Below are 23,746 nucleotides of genomic sequence, written 5' to 3'. Positions count from 1 at the left end.
GTTCGCCTCTCGTGGGGGGCTGCTGGGCTTCGGTGGGCGGGTGCCGGTCTCAGCGGGCACGGGCGGCGCCTCCGGCGAGGATGGACCGGGCCAACCCGGCGTTGCGCGCGATGTACTCGCGGTCGAGCATCTCGGCGTGGGTGCCGAAGCCCTGGAACACCGCCGTACCGGTGGCCGAGCTGCCGTGCCAGGCACCCTGCTCACCGACCGCGTAGCGGGCCACCTTGGCGTCGTCGGAGATCACGCTGACCGGCGCGGTGATCACCCCGAGGTTGGGCGTCCGGCTGCAGAACCGCAGGTAGTCCCGGGCCTGTTCGCGCGTCTCCCGGGCGACGACGTCCGAGCCGGTGTGCCGCTTCAGGTGCTCGGCGAGCTCGCGCTCGAAGGCCTGGAGGTGCTCGTCGCCGAGGGTGAAGGACTCCACGATCCGGTGCGAATCCATGATCACCACATGGGGCACCGCCCGGCCGCGCCGCTCCAGCTCCTTGGCCACCTCGAAGGCGAGGTTGCCGCCGAGCGAGTAGCCGAGCAGGGCGCACGGCCCGTCCGGCTGGATGGTCTCGATCAGGTCGGCGTAGCGGTCGACCTTGTCGTCCCCGGCCACGTAGTTGAACGCGACCATCCGGTACTCCGGCAGGTGCGCCGCGAACTGCCGGTAGACCAGGCCGTGGCCGCCGGCCGGGGGGAAGCAGAAGACGGTCTGCCGCTGCTCCCGGTTGAACCAGAGGTACGGCTGGGCGCCCTCGATCCGGCCGGTGATGATGTCCTCCACGGTCTTGGCCATCCCGTGCAGCGTGGTGACCTTGAACAGCTGGCTGACCGGGATGCTGATGTTGAACTCGCCCTGCAGGCCGTGGATCAGCTCGATCAGCCGGATCGAGCTGCCGCCGCACTCGAAGAAGTCGTGCTGCAGACCGGGCTCCTCGATCCCGAGCAGGGCCCGCCAGTGCTCGGCCATCCGGACCTCGTAGAGGGTGACCGGCGGTTCGGCGGCCTGCTCGGCGGCGTCCCCCCGGGGGGCGGGCAGCGCGGCGACGTCCACCTTGCCGTTGGCCGTGAGCGGCAGGGCGGGCAGTTCGGTGAAGTGCGCCGGGATCATGAAGGTCGGCAGGTAACCGGCCAGGTGACGGCGGAGCGCCCGCCGGTCCAGCGTCCGCCCGGGGGCGGGGACGCAGTAGGCGCAGAGCACGCTCTCCCCGCTGCGGTCGGGCCGGACGGCGACCACCGCCCGCTCCAGCTCGGGCCACTCGGCGAGCTGGGTCTCGATCTCGCCGAGCTCGATCCGGTGGCCGCGCACCTTGATCTGGGAGTCGGCCCGGCCGAGCAGGTGCACCCCGCCGTCGGCGTCCCAGCGGGCCAGGTCGCCGGTGCGGTAGAGCCGCACCGGTTCGGTCCCGTCCGCACCGCCGAGCGGCAGGGTGACGAAGCGCCGGGCGGTCTGCTCCGCGTCGCCGACGTAGCGCGTGGCCACCCCGGAGCCGCCGATCCACAACTCCCCCGGCACGCCGGGCGGGACGGGCCGGCCGTGCGCGTCCAGCAGGTAGCACGCGCTGTTCGGGAAGGGCCGGCCGATCGGGACCATCCGGCTGGGCTCCAGACCGTCCGCCGGGCCCTCGAAGTACGCGCTGTCGATGGTCGCCTCGGTGAGGCCGTAGGAGTTGACCAGGCGGGTCCGCGGGCCGCAGAGCGCGCGCAGCCGGCGGTACTCCTCGACCTTCCAGACGTCCGAGCCGACCACCAGCAACCGCATGAAGTCCAGCCGCAGGCCCGACCGTTCGCAGTGGTCGGTCACCGTCCGGACCACCGCCGGGACGAACTCCCCGGCGTCCACCCGCTCGGTGCGCATCACCTCGTACAGCCGGGCGGTGTTGAACAGCAGCTCCCGGCCGACCAGCACCAGGGTGCCGCCCGAGCAGAGCGCGCGGACCACGTCCCCGGTGAAGACGTCGAAGGAGGGGCCGGCCATCTGGAGGTGGACCCGGGCGTCGGTCTCCAGCCGGTACTCGGTGCGCCAGGCCTGGTAGGCGGAGGCGAGGTTGCGGTGGGAGACCTCGACCGCCTTGGGGCGGCCGGTGGAGCCGGAGGTGTAGATCACGTAGGCGGGAGCGTCCAGGTCGGCCGGCGCGTCGGTGAACCCACCGGCGGGTCCACCGTCGAACCCGGCGCCGAACTCGCCGCCGAACTCGCCGTCGAACTCGCCGCCGAACTCGCCGCCGCGGGATTCGAGTTCGGCCGGTGCGACCACCCGGACGGGCAGCCCGGCGAACCGCTCCGGGTCGCCGACCAGCAGCCCGGCGCCGGCGTTCTCCACCATGTACGCCAGCCGGTCGGCCGGGTGGCCGGGGTCGAGCGGGAGGTACGCGGCGCCGGTGCGCAGCACCGCCAGCAGGGTGGTGATCAGCTCCGGCGACTTGTCCAGGCAGAGCGCCACCACCGATCCCGGCCCGGCCCCGAGCGCCCGCAGCCGGGCCGCCGCCCGTCCGGAGCGCTCGGCCAGCTCGCCGTAGCCCAGCCGGGCGGTCGGACCGGACTCTGCCGGGGCGGCGACGGCGGGCGCGTCCGGGCCGGCCGCGGCGGCCCGCAGGATCAGCTCGTGCACCGGTTCCTCGTGCGCCACCCGTCGGTCGGCCCCGCTCCACCGGTGGAGCACCCGGGCCCGTTCGTCCCGGCCCAGCGGCTCCAGCCGGGTGGCCGGGCGGTCCGCACCGGCCGTGGTCAGCCCGTCCAGCAGGTGGACGTAGTGGCGGGCGACCCGGGCCATCGTCTCCGGCAGGAAGAGGTCGGTGTTGTACTTGAGCACGCAGTGGAACCGGCGCTCCGCCTCGTCCTCGTAGGCGGACAGCGTGAGGTCGAACTGCCCCTCCTCCTCCGGGAGTTCGATGTACTCCAGGCGGTAGCCGTACTTCTCCGCGGCCACCTTGTGGTGGAGCAGGATGAACATCGCCTGGAAGACCGCCGAGCGGCTCGGGTCGTGCTGCAGCCCGAGCTGCTCCACCAGCAGCACGAACGGGTACTCCTGGTTGTCCAGCCCGCCCAGCACGGTGGCGCGGACCCGCGCCAGCAGCTCGGCCACGGTCGGCGCGCCCGCCAGCGAGACGTGCAGCGGCAGCGGGTTGACGAAGTAGCCGTAGACCCCGGCGAACTCCTCGTCGGTGCGCCCGGTCACCGGGCTGCCGACGATGACGTCCTCCTGCCCCGAGTACGCGTGCAGCAGCAGGTAGTAGGCACTGAGCAGCACCATGAACACGGTGACGTTGTGCTCGCGGGCCAGCGCGTGCACCCGGGCGCTCAGCTCCTCGTCCAGCACGAAGAACTCGGAGGCGCCGTTGTGGGTCTGCACCGCGGGGCGCGGCTTGTCGGTGGGCAGGTTGAGGACGGGCACCTCGGCGGGCAGGTGCGAGCGCCAGTAGTCCAGCATCCGGGGTGCCTCGCGGCCGGCCAGGAACGCGTTCTGCCGGTTCAGGAAGTCCAGGTAGCGGGCGCCGACCGGGGGCAGTTCGGGCGCCCGGCCCTGCCGCAGCCCCTCGTAGACGGCGAGCAGCTCCTCGATGAAGGTGAAGGTGGAGATCGCGTCCGAGACGATGTGGTGGACGGCCTTCATGATCACCCAGCGCTCCGGCCCGCGCCGGAACAGCCGGAACCGCACCAGCGGGTCGCGCTCCAGGTCGTACGGCCGGCGGTACTCGCGCACGATCAGGTCGTGGACCTCGGGCCAGTCCAGGCCCTCGACGTCGAAGACCCCGAAGTCCGGCTCGACGGCGGCGGAGACCCGCTGGACGGGCCGGCCGCCGTCGAGCACGAAGTTGGCCCGCAGGCCGGGGTGCCGCTCGACCATCGCCCGGAAGGCCGCTTCCATCAGCGCCGGCTCCAGCTCCACCCGGACCTCGACCGCGCCGCCGATGTTGTACGCGAAGCCGTCCGGGTTGAGCTGCTTGAGGAACCAGAGCGCCTTCTGGTTCTGCGTCAGCGGGTGGTTCGACTCGTCCTCGTACCGGACGACCTCCACCCCGCCGCCGTCCTCCTCCTCGAACAGCTCGGCCAGGGCCGCGTGCAGCTGCCCGACCAGCTCGGCCACCGGCGCGTCGGAGAGCAGCGCCACCACCGGCAGCGCGGTGCCGAGTTCGGTGTTGAGCCGGGCCCGCAGCTCCATCGCGAGCAGCGAGTCCAGGCCGAGGCCGCTCAGGCCGGTGGCGGGCCCGACCTGCTCGGCCGGCACCCGCAGCACGGCGGCGGCGAGCGCGCCGAACCGCTCGGTGAGCAGCGCCAGCCGTTCCTCCTCGCCCGCCGCCCGCAGCGCCTCCAGCAGACTGCTCCGCCGCGGCGCCGGGGCGCTCTCCCGGGCGGCGGCGGCCAGCTCGGCCACCAGCGGCGGCGGGGCCGGGTACCAGGAGAGGAAGACCGGCCAGTCGACCACGGTGGCGACCAGCAGCTGGGCGCGGTCCTGGCCGAGCACCCGCTCCAGCACGGCCATCCCGGTCCCGGGCGCGAGCGAGCTCATGCCGCGGCTGTCGCGGTAATGGTCGACCAGGCCGAGCTCCTCGATCATGCCGGTGGCCCAGGGCCCCCAGTCGAGGCTGAGCGCGGGCAGCCCGAGGGCGCGGCGGTGGTGCGCCAGCGCGTCGAGGAAGGCGTTCCCGGCGGCGTAGTTGGTCTGGCCGGCGGTGGTGAGCAGCGAGGCGATCGAGGCGAACAGCACGAAGTGGTCGAGCGGTTCGCCGGCCAGCTGCCGGTGCAGGGCGAAGGCGCCCAGCACCTTGGGACCGTGGACGGCGTCGAACACCTCGCGGCCCAGCTCGGCCACCAGGGTGTCGCGGACCTGTCCGGCCAGGTGGAAGACGCCCCGGATCGGCGGCGACTCCAGGGCCCGGTACTCGGCCAGCCAGGCGGCCAGCGCCGCCTCGTCCGTGACGTCCAGCACCGCCGGGACGGCCTGCGCGCCGAGCGCCTCCAGCTCGCGCAGGAAGGCGGTGTTCCGGCCGGCCCGGCTCTGCGGGTCGAGGCCGCGCCATTGCTCGCGCGGGGGCACCGGACGGCGACCGACCAGGATCAGCCTGCGGGCACCGCGGCGGACCAGGGTGCGGCAGAGCAGCCGGCCGAGCGCGCCGAACGCACCGGTCACCAGGTAGGCGCCGTCCGGGCGCAGGCTGGGCGGCAGCGGCCCGGTCAGCCCCTCGGCCGGGCGCAGCCGGCTGGTCAGCCGGCGGCCGGACCGCAGGGCGATCTCGTCCTCGTCGGCGAGCGCGAACTCGCGCAGCAGCGCGTCCGCCTCCACGGTGGCGTCGCCGGCCGGGCCGAGGTCGACCAGTTTGCCGGGGTGGCCGGGCAGCTCCTGGTGCCGCAGCACCCGGCCGATGCCCCAGGCCGGGGCACCGAGCGGCTCGACCGGCTCGCCGGGCTCGGTGGCCTGGGCGGTGCGGGTGACGATGTGCAGCCTGGCCCCGGGGAGTTCGCCGGGCAGCAGGGCGGCGAGCGCGACCAGGCTGTACGCGCCCGCGCCGGTGTGGCCCGCCACGGTGGCGTGGTCGGCGTCGGCCAGCGCGGGCCGGTCGAGGTTCCAGAGGTGGACGACGGCGGCCGGGTCGGGGTCTCCGGCGGCCCGCCGGTCGGCCAGCAGCCGACGGAGGTCCGCGGCGGAGCCGGGTTCGACGGTGGCCGCCGCCCCGTCCGGCCCGGCGGGCCGGTAGCCGGTGCCGGGGCGGACCAGCCCGCAGCTGCCGCCCCGCGCCGTGATCCGGGCGGCCAGCTCCTCGGCCACGCCCCGGGCGTCCGCGAACAGCAGCCAGTGGTCGGGGTGTTCGGCCAGCAGGTCGGGGGCCCCGGACGCGTCCGGCAGCTCCGTCCAGGCGGGCTCGGCGAGCCAGCCGTCGATGGTGGCGAGGCCCACGGCGGTGGAGGCCTTCTCCACGTCGGCGGCGCGGAAGCCGGTGACCCCGCCGAGCGGGCGGCCGTCCTCGTCGTGGACGGCGATGTCACCGACCAGTTCGTCCCCGTCGTCGCGGGTGACGGTGGCGTGCACCCAGAGCGGGCGCTCGCCGACCGCCTCCAGCCGCACCTCGTCGACGGCCAGCGGCAGCTTGATCCCGGTCCCGGCCGCGCCGTCCGGTCCGGCACCGGCCGGGCCGTCCGCCAGCAGCTGCGGCGTCAGCAGGGTCTGGAAGAAGGCGTCCATCAGCACCGGGTGCACCTGGTGGCCGGCGCCCTGCCCGGCGATCGCCGCCGTCGGCCGGACGACGGCCAGGGCCTCGCCGGGGCCGATCCAGACCTCGTGGATGCCCTGGAAGGCCGGGCCGTAGTGGTAGCCGAGCGCGGCCAGCGCGGCGTAGCAGTCGGGGCCGGCCAGGTGCCGGGCGGCGCGGTCGCGGACGGCGTCGACGTCCAGCCGGTGGCCGGGGCGGCGCCGGCGCTGGCTCGGCCGGACGGTGCCGGTGGCGTGGACGGCGCGCGAGCCGTTCCCCGCGGCGATCTCGTCGTTCCCCGCGGCGATCTCGTCGTTGCCCGTGGTGATGGTGAAGACGCCGTTCTCGGCGGAGAGGGTGAGCCGGACGGCCCGGGTCCCGTCGTCCGGCAGGAAGAGCGCCTTGCGCAGCTCGATGCCGGTCAGCGCCGCGTCGGTGCCGCCGGTCAGCGCGCGGACCGCCTGGACGGCCATCTCCAGGTAGCCGGCGGCGGGGAAGAGCACCCGGCCCTGGATCCGGTGGTCCTCCAGGTAGGGCAGCGCCTCGGCGTCCAGCCGGGCCTCCCAGGCCGGTTCGGCGCCCGCCAGGCGGCGGCCGAGCAGCGGGTGGTCCTGCCGGCCCTGCCGGACCAGCTCCACCGGGCGGGGCTCCACCCAGTGCCGCTCCCGGCGGAACGGGTAGCGCGGCAGCGGGACCGGCCGGCCGGTGGGCTGGAGCACCGACCAGTCGACCTCGACGCCCAGGTTGTGCAACGCGGCCAGCGAGGCGGTGAAGGTGACCTGCTCGTCCTCCTGCCGCCGGATCGAGGGCAGGGTGAGCACCTCGGGGCGGTCGGCGTCGCCGGGGCGGACGGGCCGGGCCCCCACCGTCTCCTGGATCGACCGGCCCAGCACCGGGTGCGGCCCGAGCTCCAGGAAGAGGCTGAACCCGTCGTCCGCGAGCCGCTCGACCGCCTGCCGGAAGCGGACCCCGTCGCGGACGTTGCGCCACCAGTAGGCGGCGTCCAGCTCGGTGCCGTACGCGGTGCCCTCCTGGCCGGTGAGGTAGAGCGGCACCCGCGCCGGCCGCGGCTTGAGGTCGGCCAGCGACTCCAGCAGCTCGTCCTTGATCGGCTCCATCCGGGCGCTGTGGTACGGCACCTCGACGGTCAGCCGGCGGGCGAAGACCTGCTCGGCGGTGAGCGCGGCGGCCAGTTCGGCGAGCGCGTCGGTGTCCCCGGCGAGGGTGAGCGAGGTCGGGCTGTTGACCGCGGCCACCGACACCGCGTCGCCGTACGCGCGGATCCGGCGGAGCGCCTCGGCCTCGGAGAGCGCGACGGCCAGCATGCCGCCGGTCCCGGCCAGCCCCTGCTGCAGCCGGCTGCGGTGCACCACCACCTTGGCCGCGTCGGCGAGGTCGTAGACGCCGGCCTCGTGGAAGGCGGCGACCTCACCGGTGCTGTGGCCCACGACGGCGTCCGGGTGGACGCCGCGGCTGCGCCAGAGCGCGGCCAGTCCGGTCTGGAGGGCGAAGTTGGCGGGCTGGGCGAGCCAGGTCTCGGCCATCCGGGAGTCGGCCTCGTCGCCGGCCAGCTCGTCGAGCAGGGACCAGCCGGTGAGCTCGGCCAGGTGCGCGGCGCAGGCCTCGACGGCCTCCCGGTAGACCGGCTCGGTCGCGAACAGCTGCCGGCCCATCGCCCACCACTGCGGGCCCATGCCGGTGAACACCCAGGCCAGCCGGCGGTCCCGGGCCTCGCGGCGCCGGCCGGTCAGCACCCTGGGGTGCGGCTCGCCGCGCAGGTGGGCGGCGAGCGCCTCGTCGAGCGACTCCCGGGAGTCGTGCACCACGGAGAGCCGGGCGTCCAGGTGCTGGCGTCGGTGGGCCAGGGTGTGGCCGAGGTCGGCGAGCCGGACCGGGGTGCCGCCGCGGACCCCGGCCAGCTCGCCCCGGATGCCGGCCGCCAGCTCGGGCAGCGCGGCGGCGTCCCGGGCGGTGAGCGGCAGCACGGTCCACCGGGGCCGCTCCGGCTCCCGGGCCGGCTCCCGGGCCGCCTCCGGTTCGGGGGCGGGCTCCGGTTCGGGGGCCGCCTCCAGCAGGACGTGCGCGTTGGTGCCGCCGAAGCCGAAGGAGTTGACGCCGGCCCGGGCCGGGCCCTGGTGCGCGGGCCAGGGGGTGGGCTCGGTCGGGATCCGGTACGGCAGGGTGGCCGGGTCGATCGCCGGGTTGAGCCGCTCCAGGTTGATGTGCGGCGGGATCAGCCGGTGCTTGAGCGCCAGCGCGGTCTTGATCAGCCCGGCCAGCCCGGAGGCGGACTCGGTGTGCCCGATGTTGGTCTTGACCGAGCCCACGTAGCACGCGTCGCCGGGACGGCGGCCGACCGCCAGCGCCCGGGCCAGCGCGTTCGCCTCGATCGGGTCGCCGACCGGGGTGGAGGTGCCGTGCGCCTCCACGTACTGGAGGCTGCCCGGCGCGATCCCGGCCTCGGCGCACACCCGCTCGATCAGGGAGACCTGGGCGTCCGGGTTGGGCACGGTGATGCCGTTGGTGCGGCCGTCCTGGTTGACCCCGCTGCCGATGATCACGGCGTGGACCGGGTCGCCGTCGCGCAGGGCGTCGGAGAGCCGCTTGAGCGCCACCACCGCGACGCCCTCGGCGCGCACGTAGCCGTCCGCCGCGGCGTCGAAGGTGCGCGACCGGCCCTCCGGGGAGAGGAACCCGCCCTTGGTCTCGGCGATCGTGTACTGCGGCGCGATGTGCAGCAGGGTGCCGCCGGCCAGCGCGAGGTCGGTCTCGCCGCGCAGCAGGCTCTGGGCGGCGAGGTGGACGGCGACCAGGGAGGAGCTGCAGGCGGTGTCGAGCGAGACGCTGGGGCCGCGGAAGTCGAAGCAGTGCGAGATCCGGTTCGACACCATCGTCATCATCGTGCCGGTGGCGGTGTGCGCGGCCAGGCCCTCGAAGGACAGGTCCGAGAACTGCACGATCTTGTAGTCCAGGGTGAACGCGCCCACGTAGACGCCGACGTCACGCCCCGCCAGCTCGGCCGGCTTCTGCCCGCCGTCCTCCAGCGCCTCCCAGGCCACCTCCAGCAGCTTCCGCTGCTGCGGGTCCATGTGGTCGGCCTCGCGCCCGCTGATCCCGAAGAACGCCGGGTCGAACTCGTCGAACCCGTCGATGTAGCCGCCGCGGCCGCCGACCAGCCGGCCGGGCTTGGTCTTGTCCCGGCTGCCCAGGGTGGCCACGTCGTACCGGCTGCGCGGGGTCGGGGTGATGCAGTCCTTCCCGTCGACCAGGTTCTGCCAGAACGACCGGTGGTCGTTGGCACCGCCCGGCAGCCGGCAGCCGATGCCGATGACGGCGATCCGCTCGGACTGGACGGGAGCGGGCGTGCGGGCGGGGCCGGGGATGCTCGCGGTGGCGGGGGCGGGGGACTCAGAAGAGGCAGGGGACGCAGAAGGGGCGGCGGACGGGGAATGAGAGGAATCGGGTACTGCGGCGAGGCGTGAATCCGTCATGGTCGAGTCCTTGGGTCGCTGCGTTCGCGCGCGCGGCACGTACGTGGGAGGCCGCGCGGGCATGGGGACGGCGGCCGTGGACCGGTTCCGGGCATGCCGGTTGGCCGGGCCGGCCGAGGGGGACGGGCAGGCCGGAAGGGAGTCAGGGAGGAGGGGGTTGGCGGTGGGTCAGGCCGGGCGGCGACTCAGGCCGGGACGTCGTCGGCCCGGGCGGGCCGGCGCCACGGCTGGAGGTGACTGGCGACCACCTCGCGCGTCCGGGGGAACTCGGACGGGCGGTGCAGCCCCACCGCGACCGGCCGGCGACCCGGCCGCCAGGTGAAACTGCCGAAGACGTGGTCCCAGACGGAGAGGTCGGAGCCGTAGTGCCCGGCCTCCGCCAGGTCGACGCTGTGGTGCAGCCGGTGCTGCTCCGGGCCGGCGAAGACGTGGTTGAGCGGACCGATCCGGACGTCGATGTTGGCGTGCACGAAGTAGCCCTGGGCGACCACGAACAGGCCGACCACGAAGACCGACTCCGCCGAGAACCCCGCCAGTGCCAGCGCGAGCTGGACCGTCCCCTGGGTGACCAGCACGTCGAGGACGTGGTTCACCCCGTTGTTGGCGACGTTGACCTTCTCGGGCACGTGGTGCACCCCGTGCAGCCGCCACAGCCAGGGGTTGCTGTGGCTCCAGCGGTGCATCAGGTAGTTGGCCAGCGAACCGAGCAGCAGCGCCGCCGGGATCTCCGCCCAGAGCGGCAGCGCCGGGTGCGGCGGTGCCACCCACCCGACCGCGGCCGCGACCGGCAGTTGCGCCAGGCCTCCGCCGATCATCGTGAGCACGAAGTAGAGCCCGTACCAGCCCCACTCGGCGGGCCGTGGCTGCCAATCGGGTTCGTACGGGATCAACCGTTCAAGAACCGTCAGGAAACCGATCGCGCCGAGCAGGAAGAACTGGCTCGTCCGCCCGAGGTCCCAGCGCCAGCGCAGGGCGGCGACCGATATCGACACGACCGCGAACAGCAGGGCCGGGTATGCGGCATGACGCAGCACGGTGCACAGCTGCCCCCTCACGGCTACCCCCTTCGCGATCCACCGCCGAACGATCACCGAAAGCAATCGTTCCGATACTAACGGCGACCGGAAGGCGGCGCGAGGCATTTTGGGAGGGAATCGCAAGCGCCAAGGGTTTTCTGATAATAGATTGGAAAATTACCAGCCAGTTCGGCGAGTAATTTCCGAGGAAATGTATTTGATTATCGGATCAATAGACCTGCACGTTTGACGCTGCGGATCACCGGCGCCGTCTCCAACGAGCCGACCCCGTCCAGGGCCCCCAGGCGGTCCGTCAGATAGCCGTAGAACGCCTCGACGTCCCGGCAGACCAGACCGGCCACCAGGTTCGCCGGCCCGGTGGTCGCGGCGGCGAACCCCACCTCGGGGTGGTCCGCCAGCTCCTGGGCGACGGCCGTCAGCCGGCCCGGCGCCACGGTCAGCCAGCAGAACGCCTCGATCTCGAAGCCGAGCTGCCGGGTGTCCACGTCCACGTCGAAGAACAGCAGGCCCGACCGGGTCAGCCCGGCCAGCCGGCGCCGCACCGTCGCCTCCGAACCGCCGGTCCGGGCCGCAAGTTCGGCCAGCGGCGTCCGCCCGTCGACCGCGAGCGCCGTCAGCAGCGCGCGGTCCAGCGCGTCCGGCACCACCGGGACCGCCGGGGCCCCCGCACCCCCGGACTCCCCCGCCCCGCCGTCGCGCGGCCCGGCCGCCCGCAGCCGGGCCACCTGCTCCGCGCTCAGCGCCGAGGTGCGCCCGCTCCACGCCGCCCGCCCGCCCACGAAGGTCCGCAACAGGTAGTGCGCGCTGACCGAGAGCACCCGCGGCGTCCTCGGCAGCTTCCCCAGCAGCAGCTCCTCCCGGTCCGGCCGGGCCGGCGAGCGGGTGTTGCAGACGATCTCGGCGCCGCCCGACAGCAGGCTCACCCAGGAGGTCTCCGGACGGCGGGCCAGCGCCTCCGCGATCGCCGCCGCCGCGTCCGGCACGCAGCGGACGCGGGTCAGCCAGTCGACCTCACCGAGCATCCGCGCCCGGGTCCGCCCCACCACCCGCACCAGGCCGTCGGCGCGCAGGCGGTGGTAGCGGCGGGCCACGGTCTGGTCGGACACCCCGAGCACCTCGGCGATCCGCCGGAACGGCGCCCGGCCGTCCACGTGCAGGGCGTGCAACAGCGCGCGGTCCAGCGCGTCCAGCGTCACGGTTTCCACCAGCAGGACGGTACCCGGTGTCGAGATCCGTCGGATCGGGGCCGGTTCCCGGCGCGCCCACCCGCCCCGGGCCGAGAGTGGCGGTGCCCCGGCCGCCCGGCCCGGGGCACCGGAACGACGCGGTTCGACGAGCAGCAGGGAGTACGGGGATGCGGAAGTGGTGGCCGCTGGTGGCGGTCAGCCTGGGGGTGTTCATGCTGCTGACCGACGTCAGCATCGTGATCGTGGCGCTGCCGGACGTCGGCACCGGGCTGGGCATGGACTTCGCCGGGCTGCAGTGGGTCCTGGACGGCTACGCGCTCGCGCTGGCCGCCCTGATGCTGGGCCTCGGCGCCCTGGCCGACCGGCACGGGCGCCGCCGCGTCTACACCGCCGGGCTGGCCGTCTTCGCCCTGGCCTCGCTGGCCTGCGGGCTGGCCCCGAACGGCCCGGTCCTGATCGCCGCCCGGGTGGTCCAGGCGGCCGGCGGCGCCGCCATGTTCGCCACCGCCATGGCCCTGCTCAACCTCGCCTACCGGGGCCGCGACCGGGCCGTGGCGTTCGGCGTCTGGGGCGCGGTCAGCGGCGCCGCGGCCGCCACCGGCCCGGTGGCCGGCGGCCTGCTCACGGAGTACCTGGGCTGGCGGTCGGTCTTCCTGGTCAACCTGCCCGTCAGCGTCGCCGCCGTGGCGCTCGCCCTGCGCACCCTGCCCGAGTCCCGCGACCCCGCCGCCCGCCGGACCGACCTGCCCGGGGCCGCCGCGTTCACCGTCGCGGCCGGCGCCCTCGTCCTGGTCCTGATCCGCGGCGGCGCCGACGGCTGGACCTCGACGCCGGTCCTCGCGCTGGCCGCGCTCGCCGCCGTCGCCCTCGTCGCGTTCCTGCTGATCGAGGCGCGCAGCCCGCACCCCCTGCTGGACCTCGGGCTGTTCCGCCGGCCGTCCTTCACCGGCGTGCTGATCTGCGGCCTGGTCTACTCCGCCGCCGCCTTCTCCTACCTCCCCTACACCTCGCTCTGGCTGCAGGCGGTGCTCGGCCAGGGCCCGCTCGCCGCCGGACTCACCCTGCTGCCGATGAGCGCCGTCGCCTTCGTCGTCTCCGCCGCGGCCGGCCGCCGGCTCGCCACCCTCCCGGCCGCCCTCCCGCTCGGCGGCGGCCTCGCCGTCATCGGCGCCGGCGGCCTCCTCCAAGCCACCCTGGACGGCTCGTCCGACTGGCCCGCCCTGCTGCCCGGCCTCGCCCTGACCGGTCTCGGCGTCGGCGCGGTCAGCCCCGTCCTGGCCTCGACCGCGATGGCCGCCGTCCCGCCGGAGCGCGGCGGCATGGCCGGCGGCGCGCTCAACACCTTCCGCCAGCTGGGCCAGGCGCTCGGCATCGCGGTCTTCGGCCTGGTCCTGCACGACGGCCTGCGCACCTCCCTGGCCGGCCACCCCGCCGTCCCCGACCCGACCGCCGCCGCCCACACCCTGAGCACCGGCCACCTCCCGGCCGGCACCCCGGAGACCCTGGTCCGCGCGGCCTTCGCCACCGCCCTCGACCACACCCTGGCGGCCGCCTCCCTCACCGCCCTGGCCGGTGCCGCCCTGGTGGCGGTCCTCCTCCGCCCCCGCCGCACCCCGGCCCCCGCCTCCCCGACCACCACCCCCACCCCGGCCCCCCGCCTGCCCACCCCCACCGGATGACCCGTCACCCCCCGGCGCCGGCCCCCGGAAACGCCGAAAGGCCCGATCGGACAAGTCCGACCGGGCCTCTCGCACCGGAGCCGCCTGCGGGATTCGAACCCGCGACCTACGCATTACGAGCCCAAGAGTGATCATGATGGCTGCTGCCAGCATCGATCGCTTGGTAATGAACCTGCAGGTCAGGACGTTGCGCCGTGATCCACGATCCCGCCCGAACCGGCACGTGCTGCCCCGTCCGCTCACGCATCGCTCACGCGCAGGCCTGTTAGCGGCCAAGATCATCTCCCCGTGGACGGCCAGCTCCTCCCCACTGGCGGCCCCTGCTGGCGGCCGCTTACGCTCCCCACCAGCGGACCGCCGACTACGGCCCGTGACCCGCTCGACCGACGCCGTTTCGTCTGAGCGGGCCGCTGCCGAGTGATCGTGTGCTCCAGGGCCGACCGCGAGAACGGAGGCGAGACATGGCGGAGGAAGCCGGGGCAGACCCCTGGCCGCTCGTGGTCCGGGTGGCCGGCGGGCGGGTCAACCATCTGGCCCGTCGGCGGCTGTCCCGGGCAGGGCAGCCTACTCAGTGGCTCGACCTGGCCTGCGGTGGCAGCTGCCTGGCCGGCGCGATGGACAACAGCCTGCGGGAGGCCAAGTGCGCACGGTGCGCTGACCGTGCGGGGAGGGACCGTGATCCCGAGAGGTGGCGATCTGCTGCTGCCAATCGCCGTACTCAGCTGGCGGTAGACCGCGGCCAGCACCCGCTGCCGTTCCCGGTGTGACTACGAGGCGGACACCTGGACGGCCGGACCCCGGGGCCGACCTGAGTAGCCCCGAGTCCCTCCATGAGCACCAAGAGGCACACGCCGGTATTCATATCACTGAATGTAGCGGCCGGCGCGGCCAGATGACTCCCCGTCAAGTGGCCGTCCTCGGGGGAATCCAACTGGCCGCTGACACAGGCCCAGGTCCAGGCCGGTCGCTCTCTCTGAAGGTGGCGCGCCAAACCTCGCGCCATCCGAGCGTGCCCACTACCTTGGGCCGCTCCCTCCGAAACCGACCGCCCCAGCATCAAGCGGTCTAGTCAGCGGGAAACCTCCACCAACCGGGTGGTTAGCGCTTCGACGGCCCCGCCAAGAGGCTTCTGAGGGCAGTGCAACCGCGTATCGGCCGACACGAGGCTCGCGGATCAGTCCGCCACCTACCCAGCGGTTCAGCGGCGAGCCAGCGGGAACGGGCCGCCGCCGGGATGGGCCTGGATCTGGGCGGCGAGCTTTGTGACGCAAGAGGGAGCAGCCATAGGCCAATCATGATTCCAGGCACCGACAGGCCAAGGGGAATCGAAAAATTCACCTCTTACTACTGCCGCCATAATTTACAAAGCCACTCCGAGGCGCTGGAAATAATGCGCCCGAATGAGCGGTCCATTGAATTTTTCTGGACCGCCAGGGAGCATGAGGCACCGGGCCCCGAGACGCGCCGATGTCGATGTTCAGTCAAACTGCGCGGCGTCCGACATGCCGGCTACCCAGCCCAAGCCGCGCTTAGCGCGCTGGAGTTCACCGCCGTACGGCCAACTTAGCGAGCCGTCCGCCCTCAGTCAACGAGTCCGGCATAGCGGTCAATGATGAACAAGGTACGCCTAGCAGATAAACTAGCCCTAAAGGATCAATATGAGAGAAATCGGCTTTCCGCTTGCATCATTTCGACTTGCGCCCCTAGCTTTCTCATGGCGCGGCCCGGATGGCAGAAGGGCCGCCGCCACCAGGCTCTAGGGCTTCTATTCTCGACCTCGTTGGGAGGCGTCCTCGGTAATGGATGAAGTGATCGAGGACTTCGTTGAGGCGCTGTTGGAAGACAGCGAGCGCCTCGGGCAGCTTGAACGAGAGCACGTCGTGCAAGTGGCGAGCCGACGAGGCATCACCCCGAAACAGCTAGATCACGCCTTTGCGGTTCTACGCGATCACGGGGTGCTCAATGACGGGTCCGCCGTACGGGTAGAGGTTGCCCATGACGTGGTCAACTCGGAGCCAGCAGGCTCCAGGACACCTCACTCAGGGGCGTCCGCGAACCAGATCGGTCGCCACCGCATCCTGAGCGCCGAGGAGGAGGTACGGCTCGGGCGGACGATTCAGATGGGCCAGCGCGCGGCCCTGTCTCTAGCTGCCGGCGAAAAGCTGGGCGATGCCGCTGAGCTAGTACAGGACGGCGAGGCCGCTCGCAACACCCTGGTTCGTCACAACGTGCGCCTGGCGATCGACATCGCAAAGCGGTTTCTCCCAGGCGCGGGCGACCTGGAGCTGGACGACTTGATCCAGGAAGGTGTCCTGGGGCTGAACCGCGCTGCGGAGAAGTTCGACCCGACACTGGGGTACAAGTTTTCAACGTATGCGACCTGGTGGGTTCGACAGTCCATCAGTCGCGCCATCGCGAACACGGGCTCAGTGGTGCGCTTGCCAGTGCATGTGCGCGAGGATCTCCGCCGTGTCGATCGATACGCGCGTGGCTTCGAGGAGCGCAACGGCCGGAAGCCCTCGCTGGCGGAGCTGGCCGAAGGGCTCGGGGAGAAGCCAGCGGAGATTCGCGCGCTGCTGGACTACTCCGCGCCCGTCATCCACCTGGACGTGCCGGTCGATGAGGAGGGCGGCGCGACTCTGGGGGATCTCGTACTCGCGTCCAAGGTCGAGCTTCCGGAGGAGGAGTCCATGCGGCATCTCCTGTGGGAACAGATCTTCGACACAATCAACACCCTGCTAGCTGGCACAGATCCGCGGCTCGCCCGCTTGCTCGAGGGCCGCTTCGGCCTCGACGGCGAGGAGCCGATGACTTTGGACGCGCTGGGCAAGGAGTTCGGCATCACTCGCGAGCGCGTGCGCCAGTTGGAGAAGAAGTTGCTCGAGCGACTGAAGACGAACGAAGGACTCAAGACGCTGACGGCGGAGTACTTGGGACGGGAGGCAGCGGCATGACGCAGGATGTGATTGAGGCCCAGAGCCGCTTCGTGGCCTGGCTTGACCGGCAGGTCACGGCCGAAGGGCGAGGCGATGGCGACGATGTGCTGGACGCTGATCCGTCTGGGGTGTACTGGCTGGGACGGCTCGCGCCTGAAAGCGATGCCGCGGCGGTGGGCCGGGAGCGACGCATGGATCCCTGTGCCATTGGGATGCGTCTGCGTCCTGCGCAGTCGGGCCCTTGGTCCTTCGCGGTCCGAGTGCGTGCACTGGCCTGGAACCGAGTGAGGGACGCGCAGGAGCGGAACGAAAAGTGGGAGAAGACCGGGTGCATCGATGAGCTCGTGCACATCGAAGCCCCGGCGGGCGCGGTGGGACAGAGGTTCGGGGCGCAACAGATTGCCGTCGCCCTGGAACGCGTCGGAGCCAGCGGCTCCAGTGCCGAAGTGCGAATCACTGACGAGTCATGGCGCGGGGCGCCCGAGCTTGTGGTGGAACTTGTCAACACGACCGCTGAGGGGCCGCGCCAGCGCGGCGAGCGCCACCTCTTCGAGGTAGAGCTCAGAGTGCAGGAACTCCCGACTCTGCCGTTCCTGCTGGAGTCGTTGCCCGATAGCTTCCGCTACGACCGGCGTATTCCAGCGATCGGAATGAACTGCGGCGTGGACGTCGTGAGCCCCCGCGAGCTGACCACCACCGACCAGGTGGTTGTTGAGCGGCGTCGGCCCGAATACACCTTCGAGCGCACCGATCCGGCGGTCCTGTCGCTGACTTTCGAGCGGCTGTCGGAGGACCCGATTGCCACGCTGACGCAGTTGGTCGACGCTTACGCGTCGTGGGGGGACGATCACTGGTCACCGGACAGTCTGAAACGTCGAGCCGCGGAGGGACAGTGGCAGCCTGAGATGCTCGACCAGGCCCGGGATGCGGCCGCTGAACACGTCGTCGAGCTGGAACGACTGCGCGCTGGAGTCACGGCGCTTGAGATGGACGACAATCTTCGCCAGGCGTTTAGGCTGATGAATCGGGCGATGCACCGCGCGGCTCGGGGCAGGTACGAAGGATGGCGCCCGTTCCAGATCGGCTTCGTGCTCTCGGTATTGCCGTCGCTCGTCCGCCAGGGCACTGACTGGCAGACGGTGGACACCGTCTGGTTCGCCACTGGTGGCGGCAAGACGGAGACCTATCTGGGGCTGCTCGTACTCGCTGCCTTCTACGACCGTCTCCGGGGGAAGCTGGCGGGCATCACCGCCTGGAGCAGGTTTCCGTTGCGCATGCTGTCTCTGCAGCAGACCCAGCGCTTCGCGGACGCGCTGGCTGCGGCCGAACTGGTCCGCCGCGAGTACGATGTGGTCGGCTCGCCGATCTCGCTTGGTTACTTCATCGGTTCCAGCGCCACACCCAACGAGATCCCTACGGCACCCACCGAGTTCAACCCGATCGATGTTGACGAGCCCGGAATGGCCAATCGGTACCAGGTGCTCAACGCCTGCCCATTCTGCGGATCGGAACAGATCCGCATGAAATTCCACCGGGGCGACTGGACCTTGCGTCATGTCTGTCCGGCGCCCCAATGTCCCTCGGGAGGCCAACCGCTCCCTGTCTACGTTGTCGATCAGGAGATCTATCGCTTCCTGCCCACCGTGGTCATCGGCACCCTGGACAAGGCCGCCTTGATCGCTATGCAAGCAGGCATGCGCGCCTTCGTTGAAGGCCCGGCGGGCGAGTGCTCACGCCCCGGCCACGGCTTCACCTACGCCAAGCGTTCCAAGCGCCCGAGCGGCTGCCTGGTTCCCGATTGCGAGGCGAGCGTGGTTCCGCTGAGCCCTGCGACGCGCGTGCGCTTCGCTCCGTCATTCCGACTGCAGGACGAACTGCACCTCTTGCGCGACTCCCTGGGCGCGGTGGACTCCCACTACGAGTCACTGTTGGACGCGCTGCAGCTGGAACTTACCGGCCACACGCCGAAGATCATCGCCTCATCCGCAACTCTGACAGGGTTCGATCGGCAGGTACAGGTCCTGTACAACCGCTCCGGCCGGGTCTTCCCCGTCCCCGGACCATCGGCTCGCGAATCCTTCTGGACTCGTGAGACGGACAATCCGCTGCGCAGATTCGTCGCGGTGTGGCCTCGCGGAGTCACCCTTGAGTGGGTCTCCGACCGCACTACGACCATCGTGCAGCAGTCAGTGCGCCGGCTTCTCGAAGACGCTGACGTTGTTTGTGCTCAGGCCGGCATCGACACGATCCATGTACCGATGCTCCTCGATCTTTACGGTACGCACGTCGTGTACGGGAACACCGTGCGCGATGTGGAGGCAGCCAGGCGCTCTCTGGGGACACAGGTGCCTGTCAGTCCGCTGAACACCGCTCAGTTGACTGGTCAGACACCGTTTGACGAGGTCCGCGAGACTTTGCGTCGGCTGCTTCGGCCGGAGGAGGATTTCCATGACCGTCTTCACGTGATCACAGCCTCGTCGATGATCTCTCACGGGGTGGACGTCGACCGTCTGAACATCATGACCGTACTTGGCGTGCCGCTCACCACCGCCGAGTTCATTCAGGCCACCGCGCGTGTTGGGCGAGCCCACCCAGGCTTGGTCTACGTCATTCACAAGATCGGGCGCGAACGCGACGCCGCTGTCTTCTCGCACTTCATTCCCTTCATTGAGCAGGGTGACCGGTTCGTGGAACCCATCCCCGTCACCCGGTCGAGCCGCCGTGTCCTTGAGCTGACAACCAGCGCTGCCATTGAGGCGCGCCGCCTTTTCGTTCACGAGCCGCGGTCCGCTGGCGGCCGACTGACCACAGTGGATCTACTTCGCAAGTACGCGAGCCAAACGGGCCTGGCGGCCGGCGAGGAAGCCCGAGCCTGCGCCGTAGCCCTCGGTTTGGAAAGCCAGCACCACCTGGCGGTCGGAGATGTCGCTCGCCAGCTGGAGACGTACTTCATGCGGTTGGAGAACCCCGGCGACGGTGCCCGATGGCCACAGCAACTGCTCTCACGCGCTCCTATGCGCTCGCTGCGCGACGTCGAGGCGCAGATCCCTGTCAGCGACGACTGACCGAACTCGGAGAAGCACACATGAAGGACCAGCGCAGCGGCTCACAGATCCTGTACGGCTTCCTGCCCCAGCAGACCGCCGATCTCAAGGGCGGAATCTGGCGCACCACCGAGTGGAAGGATCCGCGCGTCGTTGATGTCGACGACGCGATCATCCGGGGACGCCTCATCGCTGAACTGCAGGGTTGGGTTGAGCATGGCATGGACCCTAGCGCCGTAAGCTTCCTGCGCTCCGGGGGGCCGATCGAGGTGGTGGCAGTCAACCCCGAACGCGGCGTGCGCGTGGAGCGTTTCCCGCTCGTCTGGGTTTGCCGGGTCTGTCGCCGGGTGGAGACTGGCAACCCCAAGAGCTGCCCATGCGGCAACAACCGCTGGGAGCAATTGCACTTCGTCGGGTTCCACGACTGCGGGCTACTTGAGCAGCCTGTCATTCCAAGATGCCGCGAGCATCACCAGGTGCGCATGCCGCACCAGTCCAGCATGGATGCCGCACGCGTTCGCTTCGACTGCCCGGTATGCCACCGGGAGCTCCAGAAGGGCTTCGGGTTCCGCAAGTGTCCGTGCGGGCGGCGCTACTCGGAAGGGAAGGCCGCCGAATTCATCCGCTACAACGTGCACCGCTCAGCCAGTGTCTATACCCCTCAGACCTTCACTCAGGTAAACCCTGCCAGCCGTGCCGCGATGCGCCGCGTCACCGAGTCCGGTGGTCCGCGACGAGCACTAACCTGGGCGCTGGGCGGGTTCGAGGACGCAGAGCCTGGGGCAGGCCGCCAGACCCAGACCTCCCTGGTCGACCAGCTGGTGGCGTCAGGCCTGACGCGGGCAGTGGCCGAGCAAATGGCGACTGTGGCCAGTCAGGCAGGAGAACTTGGCGTCGAAGAGGACCTTGGAGCGCTGGCAAGTGCGCCTGCCTCGCAGATCGAAGCGGCCGAGCGTGAGGCTGTCGATGTCGCGCTCGCTGCCACCGAGAAGGATTCGCGTCGACGCATCGGCGACCTCGTCACGCCTACGACGCCCGCTGATGCGCTCCACCGCTACGAGGTGGAGTACCCCGCCGCACTGCGCCGGGCTGGACTGGCCGGGGTCGATCTGTTCACCGACTTCCCCGTCCTCAAAGCCGTCTACGGCTACACCCGAGGAAGCGGCGAGCCAGGGGCGTCTCGCTTGAGCCTGTTCACAGGTAGAAGTGGCCGTCGCGTCTACGCTGACCTGCGCGCAACGGAAGCACTCTTCTTCCGCCTCGACCCCCTGCTGGTCCACGCCGCCCTGAGCCAGCGGGGCCACTCCCTGCCGGCCGCCCAGGACGCGCGCACTGCTCGGAGTGTCCTTGCCGCTCAGGTGGCCCCGCCTTCGCGGTTCAGCGACCCAGTGGACGCCGCACCCGTGGGCCGGGACCTGCTGACGCTCATCCACTCCTACGCCCACCGCGCCATCCGTCAACTCGCTGTCTTCGCCGGCGTTGACCGTGAAGGTCTCGGCGAGTACCTCGTCCCGAGGCACAACGGATTCTTCGTCTTCGCTGCCAGCCGCGGGGACTTCGTGCTGGGCGGGCTGCAGGCCGTCTTCGAGAATGACCTCCACCTCCTCCTGGCAACCATCGCTGGTGCGGAATCGAGGTGCGCCATGGATCCCGCGTGTGAGCGCAACGGCGGCGCCTGTTATGCGTGCCTGCATCTCGGGGAACCCGCCTGCGACTACTTCAACCGCTACCTGAACCGGACTTCCCTCTTCGGTCCGACCGGCTTCTTGGCTACCGCAGCCCGCAGAGTGAACTGATCTGATGAGTTGCAGACGGCGGCAGCCAACGAGCCGCCGTCTGCGACGACGCGATCCCAATCGGCGAGGCGGCTTCAGCCCACGTAGTCCGGATTTACGATCATGGTCTGGTGCAGATGAGCCAGGTCGATGCCGCAGTGCGCCGCGATGTCGCGCTGCCGCTGACAGACCCCGTCTTCGGACAACCAGGCCGAGCGCCATTGCCGGCGGGAGCTCGGAACCGGTGACGGCACTTCAACCGCCAACCACTGTTGGCTTCCCGGAAGGCACCGAGCTCCGCAGCTGTCGGAGCCATTGGTCGACCCGTTCCGCTGCCGCGGCTGGGTCCTCGTGCTCCCAGACTCGGATGACCGTCCAGCCAGCCGCACTCAGCTTCTCCGTGGTCTCGGCGTCCCGGGCACGATTGCCCTCGATCTTCTCTCGCCAGAAGTCCGCGTTCCTGGTCGCCGGCCGGTAGTGCTCGGGGCAGCCATGCCAGAAGCACCCGTCTACGAAGACCGCGACCTTGTCGCGCGGGAACACCAGGTCCGCGCTGCGTCGAATTTCAGCCAGCGGCCTGGCGTTGACCCTGTAACGCAGGCCGCGATTGTAGAGCAGGCTGCGCAGCGCCAGTTCCGGTCCGGTGTCCTTGCCTCGGTTGGCTCGCATAGATGCGCGCACCTCCTGCGAGGAGGCCGTCGACTCGGGCGGCAGCGGCTCCTCCGTCACCAACCCCTTTTCCCGTGCGTGTCGCCATGCCTCGGCCAAGTTCTCCTTGCGGGAGTCTCGCTCGACCTCGCAGACGTACCTCTCCTGGGTTTCACCGTCCTGCGACCAGCGCAGGTACGCGCGAATGCGTCGCGTACGCCGGTACAGCCGAAGGGTGATCGAGGCACGCGCGTAGCGCCCGTCTCCGAGAGCGACGCTGCGATGGTTGCGGCCTCCAGCGGCGCGGTCCTGCTCCAGCGCTGGCGCGATGGAGCCAGCGCGTCGCTTGTACGCGCGCTCCGGGGGGAGCCGCTCTTTCCAGTGCCCCCCGTCCCCTATCTGCGGCATGTGATCAGTGCCCCGCTGCCGTCAGGGCGTCGGCGACGGCGTTGGCGAAGAACTCGCCGAGCACAACCGGAACCGCGTTGCCCAGCTGCCGCATCTGCTCGCCACGGGGGCCGGAGCCAAGCCACTCGTCGGGAAACGTCATGACGCGGGCGGTCTCCCGCACGGTCATGTAGCGGTGCTGGTAGGTCTCGCCGTCGAACGACGAGGAACCACGGACAAGCTTGTCGGTAAGCATTACCGACTCTCCTCCGGGAACGCCGTGAACGCCGGCCTTGACGGTCTTGGCTGGCCGGTCGAGCTCGTTCGGCGTGTGGCCCTTGTAGATCCGGGCACCTGGCCAGCCGATGTGATCGACGACGCCGATCTCCTTGCCGAAGTCGAACTTCTCGTACAGTCGGTTCAGGTCCACCGCCGGCAGCGCGGGAAGCCTTGCGTCCGTGCCGTAGCCCTGGATGGCGTCGCGGAGCGTGCGCCATGGCTGACAGTCGTCTTCCTTGATTACCTTGGGCAGGCGGGCCCGAACCCGGTCACGCACGTGACCTGGCACATCCGGGTGGCGCTGCCAATAGGGGCCGTCCTCGTCACGCATGGAGCGCTGCAGAGCGGGCTCCGAAAACCGCTGCGTCTTGACGTACTTCGTGAAGGCCTCGATGTCGACGCCCAGGTCGGCCCGGAAGGCCACGATGACCACACGATTCCGTATCTGCGGGACGCCATAGTCGGCGGCGTTGACTGGGACCATCACCACCTTGTAGTGGTCGGGGTCGCCGTCGTCATCGGAGAGTCCTCCGAGGATGCGTGTCAGCTGCGCGTTGTGGTCCTGCCACCTCACCTCGTCATCGCGCTTCTCGAACGGGAGGCTGAGCTCGTTCTGGATGTACTGGAAGTACTCCGCGAACGACGGCCGCAGCAGGCCCCGGACGTTCTCGCAGATGACGGCCTTCGGCCGGATCTCCCGCACAGCCTTGAACATGGCGGGGAACATGTTGCGCTTGTCCTCGTCGCCCTTGGCGACTCCGCCGGCGCTGAACGGTTGGCACGGGGGCCCGCCGGCAAGGACGTCGACCTTCCCCTCGAGCGCGCTCATGTCGAGATCGCGGACGTCCCCCGGATAGAGCGGGGCCGCCTCGCCGGGCTTCGGAGGAATGGGCTTCCGCTCCTCGGTACGCAGCAGGCCGTCGACACCAAGAGTCTTCCGCGCGCTGGCCACGAGGGTCTCGCAGGCCCTGTTGTTGAACTCGTTGAACAGTAGCGGGCGGAAGCCCGCCTGGTGGACCGCCATGGCAAGGCCGCCCCCGCCCGCGAACAGCTCAACACTAGTGCGCGGCTTCTTCATGTCTTGTGGCTGGTCAACCATGCGAGAAC

The 23,746-nt window shown here is 71.0% G+C and carries 9 protein-coding genes; 4 read left to right on the top strand and 5 right to left on the bottom strand.

Annotated elements, in window-relative coordinates; all coding sequences use genetic code 11:
- Positions 1–49 precede the first annotated feature (49 nt).
- The 3 genes from ACFVHB_RS02110 to ACFVHB_RS02100 form a co-directional block, all read right to left on the bottom strand.
- On the bottom strand, positions 50–9,667 hold the full coding sequence (locus ACFVHB_RS02110) for an amino acid adenylation domain-containing protein (RefSeq protein WP_380314313.1): 9,618 nt from the start codon (positions 9,665–9,667) through the stop codon (positions 50–52).
- Between the two features lie 185 nt (positions 9,668–9,852).
- Positions 9,853–10,701 carry a sterol desaturase family protein gene (locus ACFVHB_RS02105; RefSeq protein ID WP_380314505.1) on the bottom strand — a complete coding sequence of 283 codons (849 nt, stop codon included), beginning with the start codon at positions 10,699–10,701 and terminating at the stop codon, positions 9,853–9,855.
- A 203-nt stretch (positions 10,702–10,904) separates the two neighbouring features.
- Entirely contained in the window at positions 10,905–11,909 is a 1,005-nt protein-coding gene (locus ACFVHB_RS02100) for an Lrp/AsnC family transcriptional regulator (RefSeq protein WP_380314312.1), read from the bottom strand.
- A 149-nt stretch (positions 11,910–12,058) separates the two neighbouring features.
- On the opposite strand from ACFVHB_RS02100, the gene ACFVHB_RS02095 reads away from it, so the two are divergent.
- From ACFVHB_RS02095 to ACFVHB_RS02080, 4 genes are all read left to right on the top strand, one after another.
- Complete coding sequence (locus ACFVHB_RS02095) at positions 12,059–13,570, top strand: MFS transporter (protein ID WP_380314311.1); 1,512 nt, start codon at positions 12,059–12,061, stop codon at positions 13,568–13,570.
- 1,799 nt (positions 13,571–15,369) lie between these two features.
- A complete protein-coding gene (locus ACFVHB_RS02090; RefSeq protein ID WP_380314310.1) occupies positions 15,370–16,524 on the top strand; it encodes a sigma-70 family RNA polymerase sigma factor in 1,155 nt (384 codons plus the stop codon).
- Entirely contained in the window at positions 16,521–19,571 is a 3,051-nt protein-coding gene (locus ACFVHB_RS02085) for a helicase C-terminal domain-containing protein (protein ID WP_380314309.1), read from the top strand. Before ACFVHB_RS02090 ends, ACFVHB_RS02085 begins: the two co-directional genes overlap by 4 nt.
- 20 nt (positions 19,572–19,591) lie before the next feature.
- Positions 19,592–21,346, top strand: a complete 1,755-nt coding sequence (locus ACFVHB_RS02080; protein ID WP_380314308.1) for a hypothetical protein — start codon at positions 19,592–19,594, stop codon at positions 21,344–21,346.
- 234 nt (positions 21,347–21,580) lie between these two features.
- Here ACFVHB_RS02080 and ACFVHB_RS02075 read toward each other — a convergent pair whose 3' ends face one another.
- The gene (locus ACFVHB_RS02075) at positions 21,581–22,381 is read right to left on the bottom strand and encodes a very short patch repair endonuclease (RefSeq protein ID WP_380314307.1); all 801 of its coding nucleotides are present in this window, start codon (positions 22,379–22,381) and stop codon (positions 21,581–21,583) included.
- A gap of 4 nt (positions 22,382–22,385) precedes the next feature.
- The gene (locus ACFVHB_RS02070; RefSeq protein ID WP_380314306.1) at positions 22,386–23,738 is read right to left on the bottom strand and encodes a DNA cytosine methyltransferase; all 1,353 of its coding nucleotides are present in this window, start codon (positions 23,736–23,738) and stop codon (positions 22,386–22,388) included.
- Positions 23,739–23,746 lie beyond the last annotated feature (8 nt).

This window comes from Kitasatospora sp. NPDC127111, from assembly GCF_042677465.1.
GTDB lineage: Bacteria > Actinomycetota > Actinomycetes > Streptomycetales > Streptomycetaceae > Kitasatospora.
The sequence above is the reverse complement of the archived record's forward strand: the minus strand, read 5'-3'. Positions and strand labels throughout refer to the sequence as shown.

What these genes read in the sequence shown, in the direction of transcription:
- ACFVHB_RS02090 (WP_380314310.1), top strand. Translation starts at nt 15,370, where the DNA reads ATGGATGAAGTGATCGAGGACTTCGTTGAGGCGCTGTTGGAAGACAGC.
- ACFVHB_RS02095 (WP_380314311.1), top strand. Translation starts at nt 12,059, where the DNA reads ATGCGGAAGTGGTGGCCGCTGGTGGCGGTCAGCCTGGGGGTGTTCATG.
- ACFVHB_RS02075 (WP_380314307.1), bottom strand. Translation starts at nt 22,381, where the DNA reads ATGCCGCAGATAGGGGACGGGGGGCACTGGAAAGAGCGGCTCCCCCCG.
- ACFVHB_RS02110 (WP_380314313.1), bottom strand. Translation starts at nt 9,667, where the DNA reads ATGACGGATTCACGCCTCGCCGCAGTACCCGATTCCTCTCATTCCCCG.
- ACFVHB_RS02070 (WP_380314306.1), bottom strand. Translation starts at nt 23,738, where the DNA reads ATGGTTGACCAGCCACAAGACATGAAGAAGCCGCGCACTAGTGTTGAG.
- ACFVHB_RS02085 (WP_380314309.1), top strand. Translation starts at nt 16,521, where the DNA reads ATGACGCAGGATGTGATTGAGGCCCAGAGCCGCTTCGTGGCCTGGCTT.
- ACFVHB_RS02080 (WP_380314308.1), top strand. Translation starts at nt 19,592, where the DNA reads ATGAAGGACCAGCGCAGCGGCTCACAGATCCTGTACGGCTTCCTGCCC.